We start from the raw sequence: 25,603 nt of genomic DNA, 5'->3' as shown, positions 1-25,603 counted from the left end.
TTCCTAAGCTTAATTAGTATCTCATCTATGAGACCCTTGGGCTCCGCTATCGCTGCGCTCAGGGTGACAGCGTGGGATTATACGTTTTTTACATTCTTTAAAACTTGCTCATGCCCCCTAGTTTGTCATTTCGACCGGAGCGAAGCGTAGTGGAGAAATCTTTTTTCGAAAATCTTTATTAAATACTGAAATTCTTAGATGATAATTCTCCATGTAATTGATAATTTCAATTAAAATTTACTTCTTCTATAAAGGGCAAATACTTTTCCCTTTATTTCATCTCTATCAACCGGGCCAAAATATCTACTATCTTTGGCTCCTCTTCTCATATCTCCTAGAGCAAAAACTTCATTTTCTTTAAGTTTTAGTGGGAATTTGATTTCTTCTGCTGTTTCGTCATATTCTCCTGTTGGATAAAAGATATTTGTTTCTGCCTGATATGATCCGTTTACTATCAACTGACCTTCTTTGGAGATGTCTACTTCATCTCCTCCACTTGCTACTAAGCGTAGCGCATAGTCTGCCTCATTCTTACCTACCACTACTACATCGCCTACATAGAAATTTCTATCAAGCCTGTAGTACATCAACAAGTCACTTGGTACCATTTTTGGAAACACGTCGTCGTTATAAACTACAAAAAATCCAAAAACAAAAGTGAACAACAACCATAATACTAAGATGATTAGTAATAGTTTTTTTAAAAAACTTATAATTGCATTTTTATTTGAGACATCAACTCGCTTTTGTCTGATGATTTTATTTACATTAGTAAAATCGACAAAATCTTGCGAGGTTTTACTATCCGCATGAGCTACTTTTATTTTTTCACTCATTGCTATTCTCTCTTAATGCTTTTATTTCTCTATTCTTATCATCTAGTAGAGTCTCATATTTGATTTGTTGATTTTTAAAAGCTTCGGCATAGAGGTCTGAAAGCTTTTGAATCTTTGCCAAAACATCAGCCTCAGACACTCCGCCAATATTTTGCTTTTTAAATTTAACTTTACTTAAAAATTCTTCAACTTTTTCTAATTCATTCATCAATACCCCCTGCTAATTTATTTCTTTTATATAATCTATATGCAAAGGCCATGCTGGCTAATGCAAGCATAATAGCCATTGGGGTGAAGTTATCAATTAAGCCTGTTGGTGGAGGAATGGTAATGGTTGTTGTAAATATAACATCTATGTTAGTATTCACAGGAACTTTGTCATATATATCATTACCGCTATCAGTTCCAATCTTATCTCCATTTTCATCTAACACTTGCGCTTGATAAGTAGTCTTACTCATTGGCGATGATGATTCAGTAGTTATTTTAAATCCACTATATGGGACTGTTATATTGTCAATAGAGTCAGCATTTTTTAATTCGTATTCCTTAGATTGAATTTCTCCAAGTGTATCTGTGTACTCAATTGTCAGTTTGACTGTTTCGTCACCATATAGAAGGTTACCATTTATAATATTTCTCACATTTAGATTAAATGTTTTTTCTTCCCAAATACCATATAGTATATTTTCCTCACCATCACTTGTAAGCATGATATTATCACCAGGTTGAAATGGCATGGCATCAGGTTTATTTAAATCAGATTCACGATACCATCCTTTAAAAGTGTATCCTTCATTAGCTATCATAAGCTTTTTGTTTTCGTCTACCTCAGGACCAGGGAGTTCTACTATATCATTGTCTCTTAAATGTTGGTTCTCTAAATCTCTATGATCTCTAAACCCATAATCTTCTGCATTTATAGGAATTGGGGGTTTTGTAGCAAACTTACGCCCTTCAATTATTCTTTCACCGTCATTTCCAGATAGCTTAACAGGACGTTTTTCTACTAATTTTAAATGAGTAGGTGGAAATTTACTTACTACTGGTTCAAATACAATATCATCTATTACAGTTATAATATCTCCTGGCTGATAGATTTTATTTAGCATATCCTCAGTTATCTTAGGGCCTGATCTTTCAGGATCAATTTGCCAACCTTGAAACACTTGATCTTTTCCCATTTGGATTTCTTTACCATCAGGAAATTGATATTTTCTATCTGTATACGGTGCTAATACTATAGCTTCAGAATTATCTACATAATCATTTTTATCAGTATAGGAATGTGGTGTGCCGTCTGATAACCAAGCTGTATATGTTACTTTATGAATTGTAGATAATTGCCTAAACTCATTAGGATTTTCTGGGTCTCTGGCTACCCATACAGGATATAAGTATACCTCACTGGTAACAGGAGAAGAGAATGTATATTCTGCAAATTGGCCATTAATAAATGCATACCACTTTAAAAACACATCATCTCTACCCTGCAAAGCAGGTGGCTTTTCGATTTTAAAATCATCTCTGTTTAATATCTCGCCATGATCAATTTCTTTTTTTATTATACCGGCAGCTGGATTATTTCTTTCTTTATACGCAACAACTGTATGAGTTTGAGAATCCCATTTAGCATATAATGTAAGGTCCTTATCGGGCATAGTATCTGTACTTATGTCGATTGATCTACCAGCTCCAGACATATTGTCATACCAACCTCGAAACGTCTTGTTGTTAATTACTGTTTTCCCAGCAATATAATTAGGTGGTGGATAATTCAATAATGGCTTTCCATATTCAATATCATAATAGTAAGCCGAACTTTGACTGTTTCCAATAAAATAACTTAGAGTATACTTGCCCTTCTTGTAATATGCCCATACTTCATAATTTGCTGTAGTTTCGTTGTTTATTCCATGTGAATTTTTACTTGGTCTAGCAGAATTTGTTCCAGGTTTTTCAAAGTACTGGAATTCATAACCAGGATAGTCATTTTTCTGACTATACGTTTGGGTAATAACTGTGTCAGTATATTTCGGAATAGTTTTCAATAACTTACCTGTGTCTATATCATAGATTTTTAGATACCAGGTTGGTTTTACAGTAGATACATTATATGCATATATTGTTAAATCACCCTTAGGCATTGGTTTATCTCTAGGTACTGTTTCTCCAGTCAAACCACCTATTTTCAAGTTATATTCTCCTTGATTTAATTCAGCGAGCTTTTTCTTAGCCTCATCATAATATTTTGATGTGTCTTGCCCGTGTTTTAACATCTTATTTACTACATCAATTGAACTTCTAATGCCTCTACTTTTTTCAGCATCAGTCGGATCCCTATATACTCTATAAGTATATGTTTTTCTGTTGTAATATAAATTTATAGTTGTACTTTTATCTCCCCTAATGATTTTTGGAAGATTTTCACTCTCTATGTCACTTTTGACATACATAATATCTCGATTTTTCATCTCTTGGTCTGATAATTTATAAGAAGATGGAAGATCAGTTTTAGTACCTGTTTGCCCCGGCACAATCTTATCTAACTCCAATGTATAACCATCATCATTAGCATTTTGTACCCAATGGTTTATAGTAAACTCACTGGCTAGAGGTGTATACTTGGCCTTTAGCCTTCTATTTCTAGTGATGGCAGTATTCTCATCAAATTTATTTCCACTTTCATCTAACCAATAATCAAACTTATATCCTACTTTAGTAGGTTTTGTATGATCACCAAATTTTGCGGTTTCACCCTCATTTACCACTAATTTAGTAACAGGGGTACCACCATCGGAATCAAAAGTTACTGTGTAAGCTTTTTTATAAACAGCATAAAGCTTTAGCTCTGTGTAGTAACCCTTTTTACTAACTCCATCTGAAGTTTTACTAATTGGATCATTAATTGGATATGGAGCGCCATTTGGTGTAAGTGACCAGTGGGAAAATACAAACCCTGGTTCACCTAATTCTCTTGATATTTCATCTGCTGGAATTTTATTACCTACTGAAACTTCACTAGTTGTTACTACCTCATCTTGATATTTTATAGTACCATCATTATCTTTGTATTCTTTTTTATCAATGAAGTCTACATAAATTACGTCCTTATACTGTCCTTTAAGATATATAATCCCGTCCTTAAATTTATTACGTAATTCATCAACTTTAATAGGTTGATTAAAGTCAAACTTTTCACCAAAAATATCTTTACCCGCTGCAATACTATCTTCGTATTTATAGTAGTACCATCCGATAAACTTACCTTTGTAAGAAAATATTGGTAGCTCGGGTTGTTTCACATATTCTCCGTCACGTAGTGTTTGTATATCCCATATTTCTCTAATCGGTTCTTTTTCATTTTCATAATTTTTGTTTACAAACACAACGGTAACCGTATTCTTATCATCTTCTGTAACAGCATAAATAGAAAAGCTTTCTGCCTTAAATGATACTGTGTCTCTATTTTTATTTTCTATATCAACTTTTTCTTCTGGAGTAAACTCACTTTTTTTGTGGTATACTTCTACCTCTTTAGCTTCTTTTATCTTTTGATTTGTGATTTGAACGTTGATATCATTTTTTTCTGTGACTTTATATTCTTCATCATTTTCATCAAAGATTGTTATATCGTAAGCTGCAAGGATTTCTTTGCCTTCGATTTTGATTTCTACTGGATAGGCTTTTACTTTTGTAAATCCTGGTAGACGGCCTGAAAGTTTTATCCTTGTCTGATCGTTTGATTTTTGGCTATAAGAGCTATCTGTGTAGATATCTGCTAATACTTGTTGATAAGTTAGTTTTTCTTCTGTCTCTTTAGAATCTTCGGTTTCTTCATTAGTTTCAGACTTTTCGATATTTTCTTCACTTGCTTCTTTATCTAAGTCTTCATTTTTGACAGCATCTTCAGTAGTAGTCTCTGTTTTAACTTCTGAGTTTTCTTCTTTTTCATCAGATATTTGTGAGTCAGGAGTAATATCTTCTGATTCTTCAGTAGATTCTTCTTTTGTCTCTTTTTCTGATATTTCTTCAGCTTCTTTGTCTTCTTTTATAGTTTCTTCACTATTTTTTTCATCTACTGGTTTTTTATCTCCTAAATTACCAGCAAAAGCTTCTAATAAGTCTTTTTTCCAATCTACTAGTTCTGTATCAGCAGATGGCTTTTCATTTTCTTGTTCAGGTTCTGTATTTTTCTCTTCAGTAACTTTTTCATTTCTAGCTTCTATAGTTTGTTTTTCATCCACTGAATTTACTAAGCTATCTAGGATATCTTTTGGTTTTTCAATTTCTTTTTCAGCAACTTCTTTTTTATCTTCATTAATTAAGAACGGAGATTTTACTTCTTCATCCTTTATTTGTTCTTTAGTAGTTACTTCTTCTTCTTTTTCTAAGTCTTTTGCAATAGCAAATTCCTCTGCTTTACTTTCAAGTTTTACTTGGTCAGAAAGTTTTGAGAAATCTGTAGTTTGTGCAAATCTTATGTCGTTTTCATTTTTTTCGTAAAGATAGATTTTATCTAAATTTCTTAGTTTACTTGACTTAATTTCGACTTTGTATTGGTCAGTAGGATTTTTATAGTATAGATTATCGTCTTTATCAAATATTTCAAATCCAAATGCTAGTACATTTTCTTTTTTAATATCTGTAACTGCATTTTGGATTTCGTAGGCTTTTATTGTGCCATTTTCTGGCATTCTGCCTGTGATTTTAATGTCGATAGCTTCATTGGATAATGTATCGTAGGAACTGTCTTCGTATAGATCCACATCAACAGATTTATCAATTATTTTTTCTTTTTCTTCGATTTCTTCTGTATCTGTTTCTTCTATTGCTGTATCTATCGTATCTTCTTCTTTTTCCACTTGTATTTCTGGTATTTGCTCTTCAGCTTTTGGCTCTGCTGGAGATTGTTCTTTAACTTCCTCAGCTTTTTCAGGAATATCAAGTTTTGTGTCGCTAGTTTCTGCTGGCTTCTCATCATTTCCTACTTCATCGGTTTTTTCGTTCATTACTGTAGGATTTTCTTCTATTTCTGCACTTGCATAGGATTTGCTTGCTGCAAGCGGAGCAATAGTTGATGATACTAGCATTGAAAAAGCCATTATTGCGGACATTAACTTATATTTCAAACTTAACAGTCCCCCTTTCTCTAATTTTTCTGTGATATATTTAAACTATTTTTAACTTGTTTTAGTTTTAATTTTAATATCATTATTATACTATTTTTTGTACACATTTCAAACAAATTTCAAATTTTTTATAAGATTTTTAGTTTATAGAATATTGAATTTCAATGACATTAAAGGAAATCATTTACCATAGCATTTTAGTATGTTTTGAAATGATATTTTATAATTATACTGGAAAATTTTACTTTATCACTCCTTCTTTACTTTATATTTACCCCCAAATAAAAAACCCTTTGTTTTTTATGCAAAGGGTGCTAATTATTTTGCGTAATCGATATTTACTTTTAATCTTCTTATAAATCTGATTAGGGTTAAGATAAATAATATAGTTCCTAGAATTGCAAATACTAGGGTTATTATTCTTGTTATTTTTACCATATTATCAGTCTTACTATCTGCTTGTTCGTTTTGACTTGCAGGCAATTCCTTGCCTGGGATTTGGAACTCTTCTGCAATAGCGCTTTCATCGCGGTAACAATTAATCAAAAGTCTATTTGGTCTTGGTGGCATAAAAGGACTACAAGTCATCAGTGTCAATATGTCTTCATCTCCTCGTGGAGCAAGTTTATCCCAATCGTATGGTCCGATAACTTCTTTATCATGTACAACATAGCGCATGGTTTGCTCAGCCCTTTCTACATAAACATAGTCTCCTGCTTGGAGTTGGTCTACGTATAAAAACATAGTGTCTGTCCACCAGCCCCTGTGGCCGGCAATGACTGATCTCATGCCAGCACCACCAATAGGTATTGCTGTTCCATCCACTTGAGCAACACCCCTTGAAATGTGATCTAGAGTCGCATCAAGATAGAGTGGCAAGTGTTTATCTAGTTTTGTTATTGATAGATAAGCAAACGGTGTGTTTGTTTTAGTAAATTTTTCATACTTTGTTTGATAATCTTCAGCTGTAAATGGATCAGAAACAGTAACATCAGAGTTTTTTACAACTTCGTTATATTCTTCTGCATTTTCTGTTTCTTGATTAACTTCATCAGCAGATCTTTTTGCCTGCACTTGTTCAAATTTTTTCCTGGAGGCAATTGCTGAGTAATCATTGTAAGTTCTTCTTATTAGCGGGATGGTTACAAAAAGCAAACCTAAAAGGATTAGCAAGTAGCCTATAGCACTACTTTTTGTAAGTCTTAATCGATTCTTCAGTTGTTTTTACCTCCGTACTTAGTGTTTTTTTTCTTCTGAGCTCTCTAATTACAATTATTAATAAAAGTGCCATGATTGGCAAAAGAATTAAGAATAATTGTAAAAAATCTGGAGCTAATCTCTTGACATTTGCAACCCCATCATCTACTGCTTCTTGATAAGGAATTCTGTGTCCCGACTAAAAAGCTTACAAATATGATTTTAGGCTTGTAAATCCTATCAAATTAGTATTATAATTAAATGTGAAAGGAGATTTTATGGCACAATATAACCCAAAAAGCTCAGATCCAGCTGAGTTTATAAACCATGAAGAAATATTAGAAACAATTGACTACGGTCGCAAAAATGCACACAATAGACCGCTTATCATAGATATATTAGAAAAGGCTAGAAAGGCTAAAGGCCTTGATCACAAAGAAGCTTTTGTGCTTTTATCTTGTGACGAAGATGACCTCAATGAGGAAATATTTAAGGTTGCTAAAGAATTAAAACTTAAGTTTTATGCTAACCGTATAGTTTTATTTGCCCCATTATACTTATCAAACTACTGTATCAACGGATGTACATATTGTCCATACCACGGACATAACAAACATATCCCTCGTAAAAAACTAACCCAAGAGGAAATCCGCGAGCAAGTAATTGCCCTTCAAGATATGGGACACAAAAGACTTGCCCTAGAGGCAGGAGAAGACCCTAGAAATAACCCTATTGATTATATACTAGAATCCATTGACACAATTTACAATATTCACCACAAAAACGGTGCAATTCGTAGGGTAAATGTAAATATTGCTGCAACAACCACAGAGAATTACAAAAAAATTCATGATGCAGAAATAGGAACATATATCCTATTCCAAGAAACATATAATAAAGAAAATTACGAAAATCTTCACGCTTACGGTCCAAAATCAAACTATGATTACCACACCACAGCTCACGACCGCGCTATGGATGCAGGTATAGATGATGTGGGTCTTGGAGTTTTATATGGACTTGATTCTTACGAATACGAATTTATCGGCCAATTAATGCATGCTGAGCACTTGGAAGCAAAATATAATGTCGGTCCACACACAATTTCTGTACCACGTATCCAACCAGGAGATGATGTAGATGTAGCAGACTTTGAAAATGCATTGGCAGACGATGTATTTGAAAAAGTAGTAGCATGTATCAGAATCGCAGCACCATACACAGGTATGATAGTATCAACTCGTGAAAGTGAAGAAATGCGTGGCAGATTACTAGAACTTGGTATCAGCCAAATCTCAGGTGCATCAAAAACATCTGTAGGCGGATACACTGAAAATGTCACAGAAGGATCAGACCAATTTGAACTATCTGACAACAGAACCCTAGATGAAGTTGTAGACTGGCTAATAGAAAAAAACCACATTCCATCATTCTGCACAGCTTGCTATAGAAAAGGCAGAACTGGTGAAGTATTTATGGAAATGGTTAAAAATGTTGGAATCGGTAATATTTGCCAACCAAACGCTTTGGTAACTCTAAAAGAATACGGCGAAGATTACGCAAGCCCAAAAACAAAAGCAGACATCGATGCCCTAATAGGCCGCGAAATCAACACCATTCCAAATGAAGAAGTCAGAAAAGAAACCATAGAAAATCTAGCATCAGTAGAAAATGGCAAAAGAGACCTATATATATGAGAACTTCTAGCGGAGAAAGATTGCACATTGCCATATTTGGTAACACAAATGCCGGCAAGTCCACTCTTTTAAATTACATCACAGGCCAAGAAACCGCCATAGTTTCAGAAACTCACGGCACAACAACCGACCCAATAAATAAGCCCATGGAAATCCACGGGCTTGGGCCGGTAATTTTTATAGATACAGCAGGAATAAACGACGCAACAGACCTATCTAATAAGAGAATCTCAAAATCTCTAGGCGTTTTAGAAAAAGCAGATATTTTCCTTTATGTCTTAAGTTTAGAAGATGATTTAAAATTTATCGACCAATTAAAGGCAAAAGATAAGCCAATTATATTTATCGCACCAAAACAAGATTTAGAAATTGGACAAGAAATTGTAGAAAAATTCAAGGACCTAAAACCTATTTCTATAAATGTAAATAAAGACGATAGGCACAATTTATTTGAAGAAATAAAAAAAGTAGTAATTGATGATGGCCCATTGACTTTGACCGGAAAATTGGCAAAAAAAGGTGACACAGTAGTTTTGGTAATGCCCCAAGATGAAGCTGCTCCAAAAGATAGGCTCATAAAACCACAAGTGATGACCATTAGAGAATTAATCGACAAAGATGCAGTATGTATCAGCACAAATTTGGAAAATTTCGAAAATACTCTAAACGTTTTAAAAAATCCACCAGATTTGATAATTACAGACTCAAAGGTATTTAAAGATGTTTACGAAAAAAGTCCTAAAGAAAGCAAATTGACAAGCTTTTCAGTGCTAATGAGTGGATTTAAGGGAGATGTAGAATACTTTAGAGATTCAGTAAAAGTATTGGACAATGAAGTAAAAAACATCCTAATAGCAGAAATCTGCACCCACCCACCTATCGAAGAAGACATAGGGACAATAAAAATCCCAAAAATGCTTAGAAAAAAATATCCTAATGTAAATATAGACTTTGCCAGAGGCGAAGACTTCCACGATATTGAAAAATACGACCTAATCATAGAATGCGGATCATGTATGTTTAACCGCACAAGTGTTATGAATAGGGTAAAAAAATGCAAAGAAAAAAATATCCCAATGACAAACTACGGAATGACAATCGCGTATTTGCAAGGGATAATAGACAAAATAGACTACCAGGTGTGAGCTTGGTGGTTTTTTTGGGGAAATAGGAAAATTACTGTCAAGGAGACCAATCGACTACGCTTTGCTGCGCTCATAGTGACAAGTGTGATAAATTGGGTCTATTGTCATAAAATATTATAAGGATATGTTATCCCCAGAACCTCGCCTGTCATCCTGAGTGAGTGAATGTAATGAACGAATCGAAGGATCTCCTTGGTTGGTATTATTTGAAAACGGAGATAATTATTTTCCAGGAGACCCTTCGGCTGCGCTTTGCTCCGCTCAGGGTGACAAAGAGAGTAACAATATGGATGACAGTAATTGCTAATATTTATTATTATTTTTCTTCTTCTCTTCATTCAACTTTCTATAATTCTCAACCCAAAGCCTACGTTCTGTTGGACTTAAAATAGAAATCCCCCAACTTTCCGACAAGTCCTTTCTATCGGGATTTACCTTATCGACCAATCCATACTTTTTCGAACGCGTCCAACCCTTTAGTTGCTTTTCTCTTTTTATCGCCTCTTTTGAATCCGCAAATTCTTCTAAGTAGATTAATTTTGTTGCGTTGTATTTATCAGTGTAACCATTAATCAAATGATTTTTATGCTGGAACATACGATTAATAATATTTCCTGTGATACCAATATAAGGTGATCTACCATATTTACTTTCTAAAATGTAAACGTAATATGCTTTAGACATAAAGTTCTCCGCAATTAGAAAAATGTTATACTAGGAGACCCTTCGACTACGCTCAGGGTGACAGAGTGCAAATTAGGTTTTATGTATGAAAAGAATGTGAAAGACATGTTATTTCCAAGAATCCCATTGTCATCCTGAGCAGGATTTGCACGTGCAAATCCGTCACCGAAGGATCTTCTAGATTGAGATTAACTTTTGATACAAAATAACTAATTATAAAATTATCTAAACTAATACACCAACTCAGCCTTCCTAGTAATCACATCTCCCCTATCAGTTACAATCTCGTAGCCAGCCCTATCTACTCTCATACTTAGACAAGCCTTGCATTCAGCCGCTTCATCTCCTGTACAAATTTTGTTGTCGTAAAGTTGGTATTGTTTTCTATACATAGTTGGCGATAGGTTTGGCATTAGTACGTTTGCTCCTGCTTTTAGTCCCATTTCTCGTCCTAGTGGGTTGATTGTTCCTAGGGCTGTTGTTGCTGGTATCAGTGCATATGGAAATAGGATTCTTAAAATTGAGACCAATCTTAGTGTTTTTGTATATGATCCGTTTGGAAAATCTTTAAAGGGTGTGTCATGGCTGGTTAAGAATGGTCCTATGCCTATCATATCTGGTTCTAGTTTTTCTAAAAATCTTAAGTCTTTTATCAAATCCTCAGTTGTTTGATATGGGCTATCCACCATAAATCCGCCACCTACTTGGTAGCCAATTTCTTTTAATTGCCACAAGGCCTCGTGACGCTCTTCCATTGTCATGCCAGCTGGGTGAAGTTTGCTAAAGTGTTCACTGTCAGATGTTTCTTGACGTAACAAATATCTATCTGCCCCCGCATCATAAAATCTTTTGAAAGATTCATAAGCTTTTATACCTAGTGAAAGGGTAATAGCTGTGTCCGGATGTTTTGCTTTTATTTCCTGTATGATATCTACAATCATATCGTCTGTATAATATGTATCCTCCCCACCTTGCAAAACATAAGTCCTAAAGCCAAGCATATAACCAGCATCAGTGCATTGAACTATTTCCTCTGGAGTCAATCTGTAACGATCAACATTTTTATTTGATTTGCGAATGCCGCAATATAAACAGTTGTTTTTGCAAAAGTTGGAAAACTCAATAAGTCCACGGATATATACGGCATCACCGTAAATCTCTCTACGAATACGATCAGCAGTCTCCGCCAACCATTCATTCATAGACTCATCCTCTATCCAATTTTTTAGCTCTTCGTCTGTGTAATATGTAGTATTTTTAAAGTTTTTCATAGTAATATTATATCAATGAATAGGAGTGCTTGTCTAATATATTTTAGTGTTTTGCTCGGGATTAAGATTAGAAACAGAACTCTCCACGCACTATGCTCACGCTTGTTTGGCCGAGATGTAAAGCTTAGAAGCTCTAATTATTTTGAACTCCAAAACTTACCGTTTAGACCGCGCATCTATGATGCGAGTGGATAAATCTTTCTCAATATACCTAAATATATATATTTAATTTTATCACACTACTATATTAGTGTTACTAATAGAGTTATAGAGTACTTTAAAATAAATTACTAGAAAAAATATTTTTCAATTACACTAAAACATTAGAGTTGTTAAATTTTAAAAGATTTTGTTCAGTTTAAAACTCCACTATATAAATGAATACTTTACTAGTTTAAAGTAGATTTTGAAGAAATATTACTATAAAATATAAAAACGCCACAGCTGTTCGCCTTGGCGTTTTTACGTAGTTTAGATTTCCTTATTTTTGGAACTTTTGTAATAGTTTTAAATCTTCTAGGTATTTTGCTATAGTTGGATAATTTTTGTGTGCTTGTTCATTAGTAACTTGATTTGTTGTTTTGTTTAGTGGATCTAGGGTTACTGTAACCACTTTTTCTAAATCATTGTAGACATTTTCTGAATAACCTGGTACTAAATTTTTGAAGCTTTCACTTGTTTCTCTGCTTACTTTTGCATCATCAACTTTTTCTAGAGCTTTTTCGTTGTTTTTCTCTAATTTGTCGATATTATCTAGTAAAGCCTTTATATTTGCTAGTTCCTCTTTATTATCTAAAGCTTTGTTTGATTCTATTGATAGGTTTATTTGGTCAATGATTTTACTGGTCTTTTCGTTATTTTTATCAATATTAGTTAGCAATTTGTAAGTCCCATCATCGATTGATTTGCTTAGGTCCATTACTGTGCTTGCAGCGTATTTACCATAAATATTTACTAGTTCATCTTGTATAGTTTGATTTCTATCTTCGATTTCTTTTATAAGACTAGTAATATCTGAGCTCTTTTCATAAGATGTATTTGTGTTGTTTGCTAATGTAATAAGGCTTGGATATTCCTTATCAATTTCTTGAAGAGTGTTGAGGATTTCTGTATTTCTATTTTCAATATCTAATCTTAATGCTTCGATATCTACATTATCTATATCTTCTTGGCTATTGCTAGTTAATAGATTTCTTGTTACTTTATCAGAAGTCTCATCTTTTAGAACAACGATATTAACATCCTGACTTTCATTAGTAGTGTTTTTATTTTCGCTTGAAGCTACTGCTTGATCCTTATCTATTTCTTTCATTTGTGAAAGGATTTGCTCATTTCTTTCTTTTATTTCATTTGTTAAGGCATCTACATCATTGTTTGCTTGTGTGTCTATTTTTGGAGCTTCTTTTGTTTGTGTAGCAACATCCTTATCAATTGCTTTTAGCTGTTCTTTTATTTTTAAATCATTTGCTGCAATTGTATTGGTTAATTGAGCAACGTCGTCACTCTCTGACACATCTAAGTCTCTTTTTAACTGAACTTGATTTGCTGAAAAAGTATTTTCTTTACTATTAACTAGAGAATTGAATGTGATTTTTGTAGCACCATTTGCTGGAATTATTAGATTTTGAATATCTCCAAAGTCTAGATCGAAAGCTTGTTCACTTACAAATCCATCTTTGCTTGCTCTAAGAGTTTCGATTTTGATTTTACCTGGATTCTTTTGGTTTTCACTAAGATTAATAGGATAATTTATTGAAATATCTTTATCAGATTGATTTACTAGAAAATCAGACCACTCAATATTTGATTCATCTATAAACTTACCATTTATAAGCGATTCTAATCCTGAGATATCTTGGGTTTTTAAGTTTTTATTACCCTGTGCATCTGTTTCTATAGCTGAAACTACTCTTTTGCTAACAATTTTACTTTCACTATTGTTTGCTAATATGTAATCGAAAACAAAATTATTTTCCTTGCCTTCTTGGATATTTGCTCTTAGATTTATAGTTTTTACATTTTTTAGGTCAACTGTGATTTTTTTACCACCTGTAATATCTTCTGTTTTTACTGAATCAACTGAGATGTTTTCATCTGGAGGTATTTCTAGATTTTCAAGATTTGATCTATCTAGTAGGTAAAAAACTCCTTTTAAATCTTCATTTGCATTTGCAATGTTAATTGTGTAGTAAGCTATTTTACCTGTCCCATCAAGCTTTGTTGTTATATCTGATGAAACTTTACCTGTCACATCATTCATTATTTGTTCTTCTGTTATTAAGGGTAGTTGATTTTTATCAGTAGGCTCAGCTGCTTGTGCTGTAGTTGGCAAAATTATTGCTAGAGATAGAGCCATGTATGCATATTTTGTGATATTAGTATATTTCATGAGTCCCCCAAATCCATACCATTATATTAAAAATAATCATAAATTTCAATAATTTAGTATATTAACTCAATATAACTAAAATCATTCGCCTCTTGTGCTTGGATCCAAGGTTTTTGCTAGCTCATCTCTTAATTCATTTTGAATGTCTATAAGTTCTTTTTCAGCTATCTTTCTTTGGTTGGCAGCATCGCGTTGGATTTGGACTGATTCATTGATGGTTGCAATAAGATTTTGATTTACTTCTTTGATCGTATCTACATCTATGGTTGACCTTTGTGCTTCTTTTTGAATCTCTACTGTTGAGTTTCTAAGGTTTTCTGAGTTTCTGCGCAGTAGCTCGTTTGTAGTATCAGAGACTTGCTTTTGCATATTTACTATCTCTTGTTGGCGGTTTAGGCCAAGGGCTATGACTACCTGAGATTTCCAAAGTGGAATGGTATTGTTGATAGAGTCTGTGATTTTATCAACCAGTAGTTGGTCGTTGTTTTGAATAAGCTTAATTTGGGGAGCAGTTTGTAAGGCAACGGCCTTTGATGTTTTTAGGTCAAATATACGTTTTTCAAAACGGTTTACATTTTCTTCAAAGTCACGTACTACCTGCATAGCCATTGGTTCATCAGAACTTTCAGCATCCTTATATAGGGCTGGCAGAGTCTCCTTTCTCATTTCTTTTACGGCTTCTTCCCCAGCAATTATATATCTTTCTAGCTCCTTAAAATAGACGATATTTTCTTCGTAAAGCTTATCAAATATACCAATATCTTTTAAAAGTTCCATGCGCGCACTTTCAAGTTTTGCAGAGATTTTATCTATTTGCGTTTCCATATTTTGGTATTTTGCAAGATATCTTTCTACTTGTTTTTTTGGACCACCAAAAAATTTATCAAATAATGATTTTTCTCTAAAATTTTGGATATCTACATCATTTACCTTTACAAGTAAGTCAGTCATCAGCTCTCCCACTTCTCCAGCATCCTTACTTCTTACCTCAGATAAGATTTGCTCAGAGAATTGGGCAATGCCTTTTTGGGCATTTGTCCCATAAACTGATGATAGTTGTGAGTTTCTAAGATCGATTTGATTTTTAATCTGGTCAACCTTCGCCCTATCTTCTGGGCTGATTTTTTCAACTCTTTTTTCAGTTACTTCTGCAATTTCATTTTTATCAAGGCTAATGTCTGTAGCAGAACCCTTGTTGTCCATAAGGTTGTCTAGTGAATAATCTGGCATAATAATATCTCCTTATTATTGTATTGTCGTATCTTTAAACTCTATTCTTTCAATATATGTTTTCATTGAACTCGGGGGATAGGGCATAGGGGTAGCGGAGACCCCTTATTCCCTTTCCCCCGAACCCCCTAAACCCATTTCTACGAAAACATGTTTCTACGAAACTTCTTCACGCTCCCACGTTAAGTTTTCGGGATAAAAGTCCAAAATCAATGGACTTTTATCTCCCACCGCCACTGCGTGGAGCATTAGATTAGTAGAAGTTCGCTTTGCGAATTCTTTTTTTAAACATAAAGGAATTTAATAATTATTTTATTGCGTCCATTAATTCTAACATCACATCTATATTTGGCATTTGCATTATTTTGGTTACTTGGTCTGCCATGCCGTTTACGTTAAATTCGTCTGGGTTTTCTGTTCCTGATACTATTGTCCTAAATCCGTGATCTTTCCAGGCGAGTGCTTGGATATCTTTGTCCATTAGGGCATTTAGTCCTACTTTTCCCGTCTCAGTGAGAGCAATATATACATGGGATGACCATACTGTTGGCTCTGGGTAAAGGATTATGATGTCATCTCTGATTTGCTCATACATATCAGGCTCTTGTTTAGAAAATTCTAATAATTGAGATTCGTAGCCTGCTATGATTGGAAATGATCCCACTCCTTGGCGGAGAAATTGGTTAAACATATCTATGGATGATGTTTGCATATAGCCAATCTGATTGTAAATACGGGTGATGTCCTCTTTTACATTATCAATGCTTGCGGTTGTTACTGGTTTATTGTCGTTTAAGGCATTTGCCAAAAGACCTAGAAACATGTTTCCTGAGTTTGACTCATTTGGGTCTGTAGTATCAACTAGTATTGGCCCATAAAGTTGGGATAGGCCAATATCTGCCCAAGTTTTTTCATCTTTCATCAGACCTGCAAGCTTGGTCATATCTACAAAATGTACTCCATTTTCTTCACGGACTACACCTTGATCTATGAGGGCATCTACTACTATTTTTCTGGAATATAGGACTATGGGAGTGTTAAAAACTATCTCATTTTGCAAGTCCTTGCCACCATTTTTCCTAAATAGCTCTAAGGCCAGTTGGCTGGATGGCCATAAGTAGTCTCTGTCACTGGTATCTACACTTGCCATGGCAAGGGATCCTTTTTTTCTGTAGTCCATGCTTAGACCATAAGATTTTTTGGCCTTTTGTTTAAATTGTTCATTTTCAACCATTGGGATCTTCTCACCACCTATAAATCCCGTTATAGCGACTTCATTTGGAGTCTGACTTTGATAATACATATAGCCGCCTGCACCAACTATTACTAAAAGAAGTATTAATAATCCCCATTTTTTCTCTTTCATCTGATGTCTCCTCCAAGCTTGATGGTTTGCTCTAATAAGTCTGTTTCTACCTCAAGTTTGTTGATTTTATCCTTGTGATAGGCATCCCTCTGGCTGGCAAATATTTTTATAAGTAAGTCTAGCGATTCGTTAGTTTTTTCCTTGATATCATTAAATTTATTAGCACTAACATTTGCCCTATCTAAGTCGTTATAATTATCCACTATTTCACGCGCTGTACTTAGATAATAGTCAAGAAAATGGCGTGATTTGCTAATTTCTCTAGGATTGTTTTCTAGGTAAAACTCTATATCATTGGTTATTTTTGCAAGCTCGTTTGCCTTTGTTTTAATATTGGTATCTTTAATGCTTGCTGCAGATTCTTTTAATTTTTTCTGGTCTATTTGTAGCTTTTGGTAGATTGCTTTAATTTCTTCGGCATTTTCTAAGGCCTCGATATCGGTATTGCCTACCATTAGCTTTGGTTTGCTAACCAAATATACTCCAGCATATACCCCCAGGGCCAAAATGGCTGATATAAGAAAGTGCCATTTTGCACCAATTAGTAGGCCAAAAAAAGTTATTAGCGCTGCAAGAAGTGCCCTAAAGTCCCTTCTACTGTCATTCATTAATTGTATCCTTTAACATTTTGGAAGGCCTTAATCATATCTGTCCTCCCGTCAAAGACTCTTGCCCTTGACATATTTGCAATTTCTTCCAAATCGCTTTGTTCAGCATCTCCAAACATTATTGAAAATATTGGCACATCGTAATCTAAATCTGAGTAGGCTGCTTCTAGGTCATCGAAAGTTGCGGCTCCATTTGGTCTACCATCTGATAAAACAACTATGGCTGGGCTGTAATTATCAAGTTTTGCTTTGTTATCATTTAATATGTTAACTGCTTTTATTATAGCCTCATACATATAAGTTGATGTCTCCGGCGCATAATTATCCTTAAGGTCTTCATATATTTTGTTAAGATCCTCGCCATTGCCATCAGCTGTAATTGTGCCTAATATTTCTTCAGAAAACGGTATGAGTACTGTGTAGTCTTTTTCAGTTCCTAAAAGTAGGTTGGCTTTTGCATTTTCAGGGACCAAAACTTGATTCATAGCTTCAAGCATTTGAGTGTAGCCGTTATTATCATGCATAGATCCTGAATAATCTAGGACATAGATTGTAAAAGCTGGTTTTTTAAACTCAGTTTGGTACATATTTAGGGCTTGCATAATAACATCTGCTTTTGGAAGTCTAACAGGACTTAAAGTCTTATCCAAATCAATACCCCAGTCTGATTTATAGACAGCTCTATTGGTCTCGCGTACTGTACCAAAGGCTGATCTTTTGCCTGTTTTCTCAATCTTAGATTGGGCATCATCGCTTAGTAAATAATCTCTAAATTTCCTAAAGGCTTCTTCTTTTTGACTATCGCCCTTATCTACATAAGCGATTGGTGAATCGGATATTGAAAGTCCGTCACTTGGATAAACTATGTAAAGCGGCTCTTTTCCTTCTTCTTCAAGTTTTTGATTGGTAGCAATAATTAGCTGCTCGTAGTTGACCATGGCATCATAGTCACCACTTAAAAACAAGTCTACTAGCCAGTTTGATGATCCTGATGAGCGCTCCACACCTGATAAAAGTGAGGTAATTTGCTCTTTGATATTTTCGTCTGCTAGGTCATCGCTAGTTAGGCCTTTCTTATCTTTTGCAAGTGATTGGAGGAAACCTAAATATGCACTGGCGCCAGAGTTAGATTGAGTGGCTGAAGTCATAGTAAATTTAAGTTTTCCTGACTTAATAGCATCTATAATCTCACGAGTTTCGACATCCCTGTCCATAAAGCCTAAGTCTTGGGCTAAAGATTTTTTGATTCCAAAAACTACCGGAGACTGGGAAGTGGTTTCAGCATATTTTAATATGTGATTAGTATCACCTAGATTTAGCCAAATAGATGAAGCTGGCCAAACCGCATCATATGTAATATCCTCAGTGCCAATCATTCGCATAATATCAAGAGATCCCAGATAATCAATCTCAATATTTTGCTTATTAGCCTTTGCGTATTCCTCAATAATCGGCTCAAGTTCCTTATTTTCTGAACCTGCTACTATACGAAGAGGCTCTCCACTTTTATAAGAGCTTTGAAAATCAGCATTGCTAGTAGTCTCAGAATTTGCCCCACAAGAGGTCAAAATAATAAGTGATAAGAGAATAGTGAATATTTTTTTCATAGAAGTTCTCCTTAAATCTTTGTATTAGATTTATACCTAAATTTTAGGGTTTTAATCGTTAAGATTAAAGGATTTACATACATTTAACAAAACTTTGCAAAATTTTTAAAATCTAAAAAAACGGCGCCAAAGCGCCGTTCGATACATATAATGTTTTGATTTATATAGCTTTAAAGATTGTTTAGCAAAAATTAATTGACTTACATATTTTTAAATCAATAGAAGATCATCCGATAAAAGGATTATAAAATCTACCTCCATTTACAAAGAATAAATATACCCCAACAGCCGTAATCAAAGCAGAAATCACAATAGCAAATATATCTATTTTTCTAAAGGGCCTATATGAGTACCATGTTCTTGAATTTTCTTTGCCGAAACGTCTAAGTTCCATGGCTTGGCTAATGGTTTCTATTCGGTTTAGACTATCCAAAATTAAAGGCCATACGATATTTGACGATGATTTTATCCTATCTATCAAGCTTGCTTTTTTACTCATCTCTATCCCCCTAGCTTGGCTTGCTAGTTTTATGTCATTGTATGACTCTTGTATGTCTGGTATATATCTAAGAGCCAAGGCAACTGCATAGCTTATCTTATAAGACACACCAATTTTATTTAGACTTGATGCAAATTCGCTTGGACTAGTGGTAAATATGAATATTAATGCAAGTGGTATGGTTGAAAAGTATTTTATAGCTACATTTAGTTCATAAAAAAGCTGTTCTTTTGTTAGAGAATACCTGCCCCATCCGTCTCTAATGATAGTTCTGCTATTGTATAGATTTACACCATATTCTGGCTCAAAAATGTAGATTGCAAGCAAATTTAGGATTGCAAAAACCAGAACAAACTTGACCACAAAACTAACCGCCTCCCACGGAATTTCTGCTAACTTAAATAAAATTAGAGAAAAGATTGTTACAAAAAGTAAAAATCTTGTATCGTAACTTGTCATCACAATGATAGAAAGCATGAGAAAATAAATCAGTTTTGTAGTTCCAGATAGCCTATGAATGATGGTATCATTTTCTATGTAACCTAAGATTTTCTCACTCATAGTTTACCCCTTTCATAGCTAATAAATTTCTCTATAAATTCTTCTGGGTCATAATCAATGCTTCTTGCAAGTTTTGAAAGTGAAGTTTCTGCTAGTGAAGCATGGTTTAAAAGTTCAACATTAGAAAATAGCTCCTTTGGACTCGTATCCGCCAAAAGTGTACCATCGGCAAAAACCATTGTCCTTTGTGTATATTCTTGTATAAGATGCATATCGTGGGAAATCATTAATATTGTAAGGTCATATTCTTCGTTTAATTTTTGAATAAATTCCATAATTTCTGTATAATGCCTATAATCTTGGCCTGCCGTTGGTTCATCTAGGATAATTATTTCTGGATTTAAGATTAAGATAGATGCAATAGTTACCCTACGTTTTTGCCCATAGGAAAGGGCATTTATTGGCCAATTTCTAAAGGGGTATAGACCACATATTTTGAGAACTTTCTCGGTTTTTTTCTCTATTTCCTCATCACTTGCACCGCGTAATTTTAAACCAAATCCTACTTCTTCTTTAATATTTGTTTTTGAAATCATGGCATTTGGATTTTGCAAAACGTAGCCGATTTTTTCTGCAATTTCTTTTATTGATAAGTTTGCTGTATCTCTGTTATTTAAAATAATTTGTCCACTAGTCGGTCTTAAAAATCCACAAAGAAGCTTGGCTAAAGTTGATTTGCCAGCCCCGTTTGGACCCACTATACTTACCACTTCTCCCTTATTGATTGAAAATTTGACATCATGGAGAATTTGATTATTTTTATCATAAGCAAATGACAATTCTTTTGCTGTAAGGATCGGATTATTTTTTCTATCTTCATTTGTAATTTCAATATTATCAGCCCAGTTTTTTACTAAGGACAGTTCATTTTGTTTTAAGTACGTATTTTCAAAGGATCCTAAGTGTTCGATATTTGATAAGCCAATACCAGCATATTCTAAGGCATTAATATAAAGAGGCTTTCTGACCCCTATTTTTTCTAAAATATCAGATTTTAAAATTTCAGATGGAGTGCTATCTATCAAAACTTGACCCTCATCTACTACCAATATACGGTCTGGATTTAGGTTTAGGGCTTCTTCTAGTCTATGCTCTATGACGATAATCGTATAATTATACTTTTGATTTAGCTCATCGATTAACTTCATCGTAGCCAAGCCACTTGCGGGATCTAGGTTTGCTAATGGCTCATCAAGTAGCAAAATTGGCGTATCTGATACTAGCACTCCAGCTAGTGACACACGTTGTTTTTGCCCACCTGAGATTTGATTTGGTTTATGTGCCAAAAGATTTGAAATTTCAAGTCTGTCAGCCCATTTTGAAACTGTATCTTTCATCAAGTCTTGGTCTATATTATCATTTTCTAGAGAAAAGGCTATGTCCTCTGCGACAGTTAGACCCACAAATTGCCCATCTGTATCTTGCAAAACTGTTCCAACTAAAAGAGAGATATCAAAAATCGAAGAATTTCTGATATCTTTATCTAGTATGCTCACTTTCCCAGTGATGTCTCCATCAAAAGTATTTGGTATTTGGCTATTTATGGCCTTGGCTAGAGTTGATTTGCCAGACCCGCTTGGGCCAATGATAACAATTTTTTCTCCCTTTTTAGCTTCAAAATTAATATTTTTTAAAGTTGGTTCTTGCTGGGATTTATATTTAAATGTAAAGTTTTCAAATTTGATTTGTGTATTATTTTCCAATTTAATCTCTTCTTAAAGAATTTTCTGCTGTTTGTGTTTTTGTGTAGGCAATGATTAAAAGTGTACCTAGGATTGCAACAGATAATGAGTTTGTAAGAGCTGCTACAATTCCTTGTACAAAAACTTTATTTGCTGGTTCTGAATAAATAAGGATATCTAGGACTGGAGCTACTACTGCCCAAGCAACTATATTTGTTAAAAATTGTCCGATGTTAAATTTGATAATATCAGTTTTTTCAAAAACGCCGTTGTTAATATTTATTCTTTTTGCAGCTAATCCATATCCAAATCCTGTGATACCTGATGATATAACCCAGCTAATCCAAAGGCCATAGGTTAATAAATCTTTTACTCCATGTCCAATTAGTCCTATTAGTCCACCAACTACTGGCCCAAAAAGAGCGCTCATTAATGCTAAAAATGGATAGGTTGTTTCAAGGGAAGTATTTGGTATTCCAATAGGTATGGATAGAAAACGGCCTAGGATAAAAAATACTGCAGCGCCAATACCTACTGCTACGATTTTTGTTGTGGTTGATTGGTTTTTATTCATTATTACTCCTAATTAATCTTTTCTACTTCAATAGTCCATGATGACCCTGTACCGATTTGATAAGTTTCTGAAAAATTGCTTTGGTTGATTGCAATTCCAAGATTTATAAGCGAATTTATATAAGCTATAACTTCACCTTGTTTTACATCTGAGAAGCTGTGACCGTAAATGATTTGGTTTTCATATTTTTTTGTATCTTTATAATAAATTTTAATTTTTATAGTATCCCCAGTATTAAATCCATTTTCCTCAAGCATTTCTTGGGGGATATTTGTCCATAGGGAACCAAAACGTATGTCTAGAATATCAACTGTTCCATGGATTGTACCATTTTCCACATAGGCCTCTTGGATTTCTAAAGTTTCTATCTTATTTACATCATAATCTTTTAGTGTTTCATAATATGACATATCAGATGCAATCTTTGCCCCATTGTATGAATATACATCTCTCCCGTGAAAAGTGTGACTTTTTTCAGAGAAAGGCAGACGATTATTTTTCTCATCTATTATTTTTGCAGACTCTATACCAATATATTTTTTTATATGAGAAATCGTGCCGTTATCAGGTGTTACAACAAAATGGCCAGTGGAAGTTTTTACAGCAATACTTTTTCTATCAGATCCTACGCCAGGATCCACGACTGATACAAAAACAGTATTTACTGGCCAATATCTAAGAGTTTGGATAAGCCTATAAGATGCTTCAAAAATATTATATGGCTTGATGTCATGAGTAAGATCATCTACTTTTATAGTAGGATCGACAATATTTGCCACCCCATGCATAGCAGAAACCGCCCCATCACCCAAACCAAAGTCGGATTGGATAACTAATAATTTGCTCATAAATACTCCTTTGTTTATATATGTATATTATAACTTCTAATCAATTATTTTCCACAAAAGACATTTTAACTAAGCTCTACTTATATATAGAAATATATAGCAATCTTTCCCGATTTTTACATAAATTAGTAATTTGGTATAGGATATGGAAATTTCGGATTAATTCTTTTAAATATCAAATTTAGACCAATAAAAATAGAGAGAATAAATCTCCCCATTTCTAAAGTTGTTTTGCCCTCATATATCTCATAGGATTATACATGGCCCATGTTGTATTTTGAAGTAAGTCTGCACCAAATACTATTTTTATATCTCCTTCATTTAAATTTGGGTTAAGGCTAGCACTTGGCAAGCTTATAGTATCTTCATCAATTTTAAAAGTTAACTTTGTTTCATATGTTAAATTTTCATTGCCTAGGCCTAGCATTTCTATTGTGCTTGCTGCATCTTTATTTTTCATTATCTTATCAAAAACATCTTGGCTAACTGTTGTGATTGGCTTTGAAGTATCTAGACCCGCAAGGATTTTTTCTCCTTCAAACTCTACATATATTATCGGTAAATTATCAGATTCCTTACTAGAATTTTCCCTAAAATCATCCACTTGGACCTGAAAATCATTGGTTTTTAAATCTCCCCTAAAGCACAATTGAGAAATGATATTCCAACCTAGGATAAAGTCAGCTGGATATTCATTACCTGATGGGTCTTTTGGCAGGTCAAAGGAATCATCATTTGCTACAATAATTGGAGCTGACCCTATTTCAAGACCTCCGAGTCGAAGACTTACCCTAGCCCTTCTCCAGCCTCGTTTTTCATCAATTGGCTTACTATCTATATAATTAATGTCAATTTTATCAGCAATTGATTTTTTCAAAAGACTATTACCTTTTGTGTCAAACATAAGAGTTACAGGCTCTCCACCTACTGATGCTTTTAAGAAAATGAAATTTAAGTATTTTTTTTCTGACAATTCTACCTGTGTAAAATTCATTATTGCTCCTTTTTGTTTACAATTTTAATGTGCTTTATAGCATCTTCATCTGTGTGAAATATATAATCTGTATCATTTTTTGCATTAAATACAAATTCCATAAGATTATCCTCAATCTTGCCTTCAATATTTAATCTGCGTGGATTTTGATTTTTCTTATCCATTTTCTTTAGCTCATCAATGCTTGCGCCTACATAAATATTTCCTACTGATAGGTCAGAACTATTCTCCGACGTTAAGCTTATTATTTGAGCATCTTTTATAGAAATTGGCTTATCACTTGTATTTTTTATATCAAAATCCACACCATAAGCGTTAGGATTTTGTTCATTATTTTCAAATAATGGAGAATATATCCTAAGGGATATAACCTCACCTGGACCTATCGTATCATAATTTTGATCTATATTTATATTTGAATTTAGCAAATCTTCTAAATCTCTTACAGTAAGGGGAAACATTACTGTTTGACCAAATATTACAAATTCTCCATTGCTATATGACTCATCTCTCATAAAACTTTTGGAAAATATGGCTGCTGAGCTTAGTTTATCTTCTTTAAAATACAAAGAAACATAGTTTTTGTCGGTATAATAATTTAAAGTTTTTTCATTATTCATATTAGCTTCTTCTGTACGAACATCCTTTAGGGAATTAACTGCATTTTGGTAGGAATCACCCCATCTTAATCCATTTATAGAAAAATCTTTATTTTTATCATTATTATTATTTATGTAAAGCTCTATTATTGTAGAATCTTTAATATCCATGGCTTTGGAACTGGTATTTTTAAAGGTGGCACCCAAATCATTTGACTTTCCTTTAAGATTTGCCATAGCTTGACCATTTTTGCTAATTTTTTGATAGTAAAACTCGTCTTCATTTAGGCTTATACCATTTTTTTCAAAGTCAGTATAGTTTGCAGGTAAGCTATATGTTTTGCCATTTATAGAAAAAGTATCATAATCATTTTCATTAATCTCTAAAGGGGCTAGAGTCTCTATTTTTTTTGCCGGTTCTAATTCTTTTTGACCACAAGATGACAATAAAATCATCAATATAATATAAAAAAACTTTCTCATCATTACCCCTCCTTTTACTTATTATACAATATTTTTGAAAAATTTACCTTTGGGATATAAATAAAGTAAGATAATTATTTTAAAATGAAAATCGCTATTTTATGCGAATGCAACCGGCAGTTGACAAATTTCCAAAGCGAATTGCTGGTATGTTAAGGCAAATTTTTATAAAATGAACTTAGAAAAATAAAAGGAGGACCT

19 protein-coding genes are annotated in these 25,603 nt (G+C 33.8%); 2 read left to right on the top strand and 17 right to left on the bottom strand.

Translation table 11 applies throughout. From position 1 onward, the window contains the following. Positions 1-230 precede the first annotated feature (230 nt). From lepB to JNO63_RS00855, 4 genes are all read right to left on the bottom strand, one after another. The gene (lepB, locus tag JNO63_RS00870; RefSeq protein ID WP_203126328.1) at positions 231-836 is read right to left on the bottom strand and encodes a signal peptidase I; all 606 of its coding nucleotides are present in this window, start codon (positions 834-836) and stop codon (positions 231-233) included. Continuing rightward, positions 829-1,044, bottom strand: a complete 216-nt coding sequence (locus JNO63_RS00865) for a hypothetical protein (RefSeq protein WP_203126325.1) — start codon at positions 1,042-1,044, stop codon at positions 829-831. Before JNO63_RS00865 ends, lepB begins: the two co-directional genes overlap by 8 nt. After that, positions 1,037-5,968, bottom strand: coding sequence for an InlB B-repeat-containing protein (locus JNO63_RS00860; RefSeq protein WP_203126323.1), 4,932 nt, complete (start codon positions 5,966-5,968; stop codon positions 1,037-1,039). Before JNO63_RS00860 ends, JNO63_RS00865 begins: the two co-directional genes overlap by 8 nt. Positions 5,969-6,286: 318 nt before the next feature. Then, entirely contained in the window at positions 6,287-7,141 is an 855-nt protein-coding gene (locus tag JNO63_RS00855) for a class C sortase (RefSeq protein ID WP_238390446.1), read from the bottom strand. A gap of 302 nt (positions 7,142-7,443) precedes the next feature. Here JNO63_RS00855 and hydG point away from each other — a divergent pair, with 302 nt between their 5' ends. After that, complete coding sequence (gene hydG, locus JNO63_RS00850) at positions 7,444-8,862, top strand: [FeFe] hydrogenase H-cluster radical SAM maturase HydG (protein WP_203126321.1); 1,419 nt, start codon at positions 7,444-7,446, stop codon at positions 8,860-8,862. Beyond that, on the top strand, positions 8,859-10,007 hold the full coding sequence (gene hydF, locus JNO63_RS00845) for a [FeFe] hydrogenase H-cluster maturation GTPase HydF (protein WP_203126319.1): 1,149 nt from the start codon (positions 8,859-8,861) through the stop codon (positions 10,005-10,007). The genes hydG and hydF overlap by 4 nt, the downstream gene beginning before the upstream one ends. 303 nt (positions 10,008-10,310) lie before the next feature. On the opposite strand, the gene JNO63_RS00840 is transcribed toward hydF, so the two are convergent. From JNO63_RS00840 to JNO63_RS00780, 13 genes are all read right to left on the bottom strand, one after another. Further along, positions 10,311-10,691, bottom strand: a complete 381-nt coding sequence (locus tag JNO63_RS00840) for a GIY-YIG nuclease family protein (protein ID WP_203126317.1) — start codon at positions 10,689-10,691, stop codon at positions 10,311-10,313. A gap of 230 nt (positions 10,692-10,921) precedes the next feature. Next, complete coding sequence (gene hydE, locus JNO63_RS00835) at positions 10,922-11,962, bottom strand: [FeFe] hydrogenase H-cluster radical SAM maturase HydE (RefSeq protein WP_203126315.1); 1,041 nt, start codon at positions 11,960-11,962, stop codon at positions 10,922-10,924. 481 nt (positions 11,963-12,443) lie between these two features. Further along, positions 12,444-14,351, bottom strand: a complete 1,908-nt coding sequence (locus JNO63_RS00830) for a hypothetical protein (RefSeq protein ID WP_203126314.1) — start codon at positions 14,349-14,351, stop codon at positions 12,444-12,446. Positions 14,352-14,432: 81 nt separating this feature from the next. Next, the gene (locus JNO63_RS00825) at positions 14,433-15,581 is read right to left on the bottom strand and encodes a toxic anion resistance protein (RefSeq protein WP_203126313.1); all 1,149 of its coding nucleotides are present in this window, start codon (positions 15,579-15,581) and stop codon (positions 14,433-14,435) included. Between the two features lie 307 nt (positions 15,582-15,888). Then, positions 15,889-16,947, bottom strand: coding sequence for a hypothetical protein (locus JNO63_RS00820; protein WP_203126312.1), 1,059 nt, complete (start codon positions 16,945-16,947; stop codon positions 15,889-15,891). Next, positions 16,944-17,555, bottom strand: coding sequence for a 5-bromo-4-chloroindolyl phosphate hydrolysis family protein (locus JNO63_RS00815; RefSeq protein ID WP_203126311.1), 612 nt, complete (start codon positions 17,553-17,555; stop codon positions 16,944-16,946). Before JNO63_RS00815 ends, JNO63_RS00820 begins: the two co-directional genes overlap by 4 nt. After that, a complete protein-coding gene (locus tag JNO63_RS00810) occupies positions 17,555-19,162 on the bottom strand; it encodes a substrate-binding and vWA domain-containing protein (protein ID WP_203126310.1) in 1,608 nt (535 codons plus the stop codon). The genes JNO63_RS00815 and JNO63_RS00810 overlap by 1 nt, the downstream gene beginning before the upstream one ends. Positions 19,163-19,388: 226 nt before the next feature. Further along, positions 19,389-20,222 (bottom strand): energy-coupling factor transporter transmembrane component T family protein, encoded by an 834-nt coding sequence (locus JNO63_RS00805; protein ID WP_203126309.1) that lies wholly within the window; start codon positions 20,220-20,222, stop codon positions 19,389-19,391. Continuing rightward, positions 20,219-21,925: an ABC transporter ATP-binding protein gene (locus tag JNO63_RS00800; protein WP_203126308.1), complete on the bottom strand. Its 1,707-nt coding sequence runs from the start codon at positions 21,923-21,925 to the stop codon at positions 20,219-20,221. Before JNO63_RS00800 ends, JNO63_RS00805 begins: the two co-directional genes overlap by 4 nt. Before the next feature lies 1 nt (position 21,926). Next, on the bottom strand, positions 21,927-22,478 hold the full coding sequence (locus JNO63_RS00795; protein WP_203126306.1) for an ECF-type riboflavin transporter substrate-binding protein: 552 nt from the start codon (positions 22,476-22,478) through the stop codon (positions 21,927-21,929). An 8-nt stretch (positions 22,479-22,486) separates the two neighbouring features. Then, on the bottom strand, positions 22,487-23,326 hold the full coding sequence (locus JNO63_RS00790; RefSeq protein WP_203126304.1) for an SAM hydrolase/SAM-dependent halogenase family protein: 840 nt from the start codon (positions 23,324-23,326) through the stop codon (positions 22,487-22,489). 220 nt (positions 23,327-23,546) lie between these two features. After that, positions 23,547-24,320: a hypothetical protein gene (locus JNO63_RS00785; protein WP_203126302.1), complete on the bottom strand. Its 774-nt coding sequence runs from the start codon at positions 24,318-24,320 to the stop codon at positions 23,547-23,549. After that, the gene (locus JNO63_RS00780) at positions 24,320-25,405 is read right to left on the bottom strand and encodes a hypothetical protein (RefSeq protein ID WP_203126300.1); all 1,086 of its coding nucleotides are present in this window, start codon (positions 25,403-25,405) and stop codon (positions 24,320-24,322) included. The genes JNO63_RS00785 and JNO63_RS00780 overlap by 1 nt, the downstream gene beginning before the upstream one ends. Positions 25,406-25,603 lie beyond the last annotated feature (198 nt).

The organism is Anaerococcus sp. mt242 (assembly GCF_016798225.1).
GTDB lineage: Bacteria > Bacillota > Clostridia > Tissierellales > Peptoniphilaceae > Anaerococcus.
Note: the sequence above shows the minus strand (reverse complement) of the source record. Positions and strands in the feature narration are given on the sequence as shown.